Below are 203 nucleotides of genomic sequence, written 5' to 3'. Positions count from 1 at the left end.
CACATGGTGCCGATCCAGTTGAAGAACTTCACTCCGGTCGGCACTGCGATGAGCATCGTCATGATGGAGAAGAACGGCAGCAGCACCTGGCCGGTGACGTACATGTGGTGCGCCCAGACGGCGGTCGACAGCGCGGCGATCGCGATCGTCGCGAAGACGAGCGTCTTGTAGCCGAAGATCGGCTTGCGGCTGAAGACCGGCAT

The 203-nt window shown here is 61.6% G+C and carries 1 protein-coding gene; it reads right to left on the bottom strand.

Annotation, left to right across the window (positions count from 1 at the left end; translation table 11 throughout):
* Positions 1-203, bottom strand: a 203-nt coding sequence (locus tag N864_RS23300) for a cbb3-type cytochrome c oxidase subunit I (RefSeq protein ID WP_034723494.1), incomplete at both ends; no start/stop codon positions are given.

Origin of the sequence: Intrasporangium chromatireducens Q5-1 (genome assembly GCF_000576575.1) — a bacterium.
GTDB classification, from domain to species: Bacteria; Actinomycetota; Actinomycetes; order Actinomycetales; family Dermatophilaceae; genus Intrasporangium_A; species Intrasporangium_A chromatireducens.
This window is presented reverse-complemented; position numbering and strand designations above follow the sequence as displayed.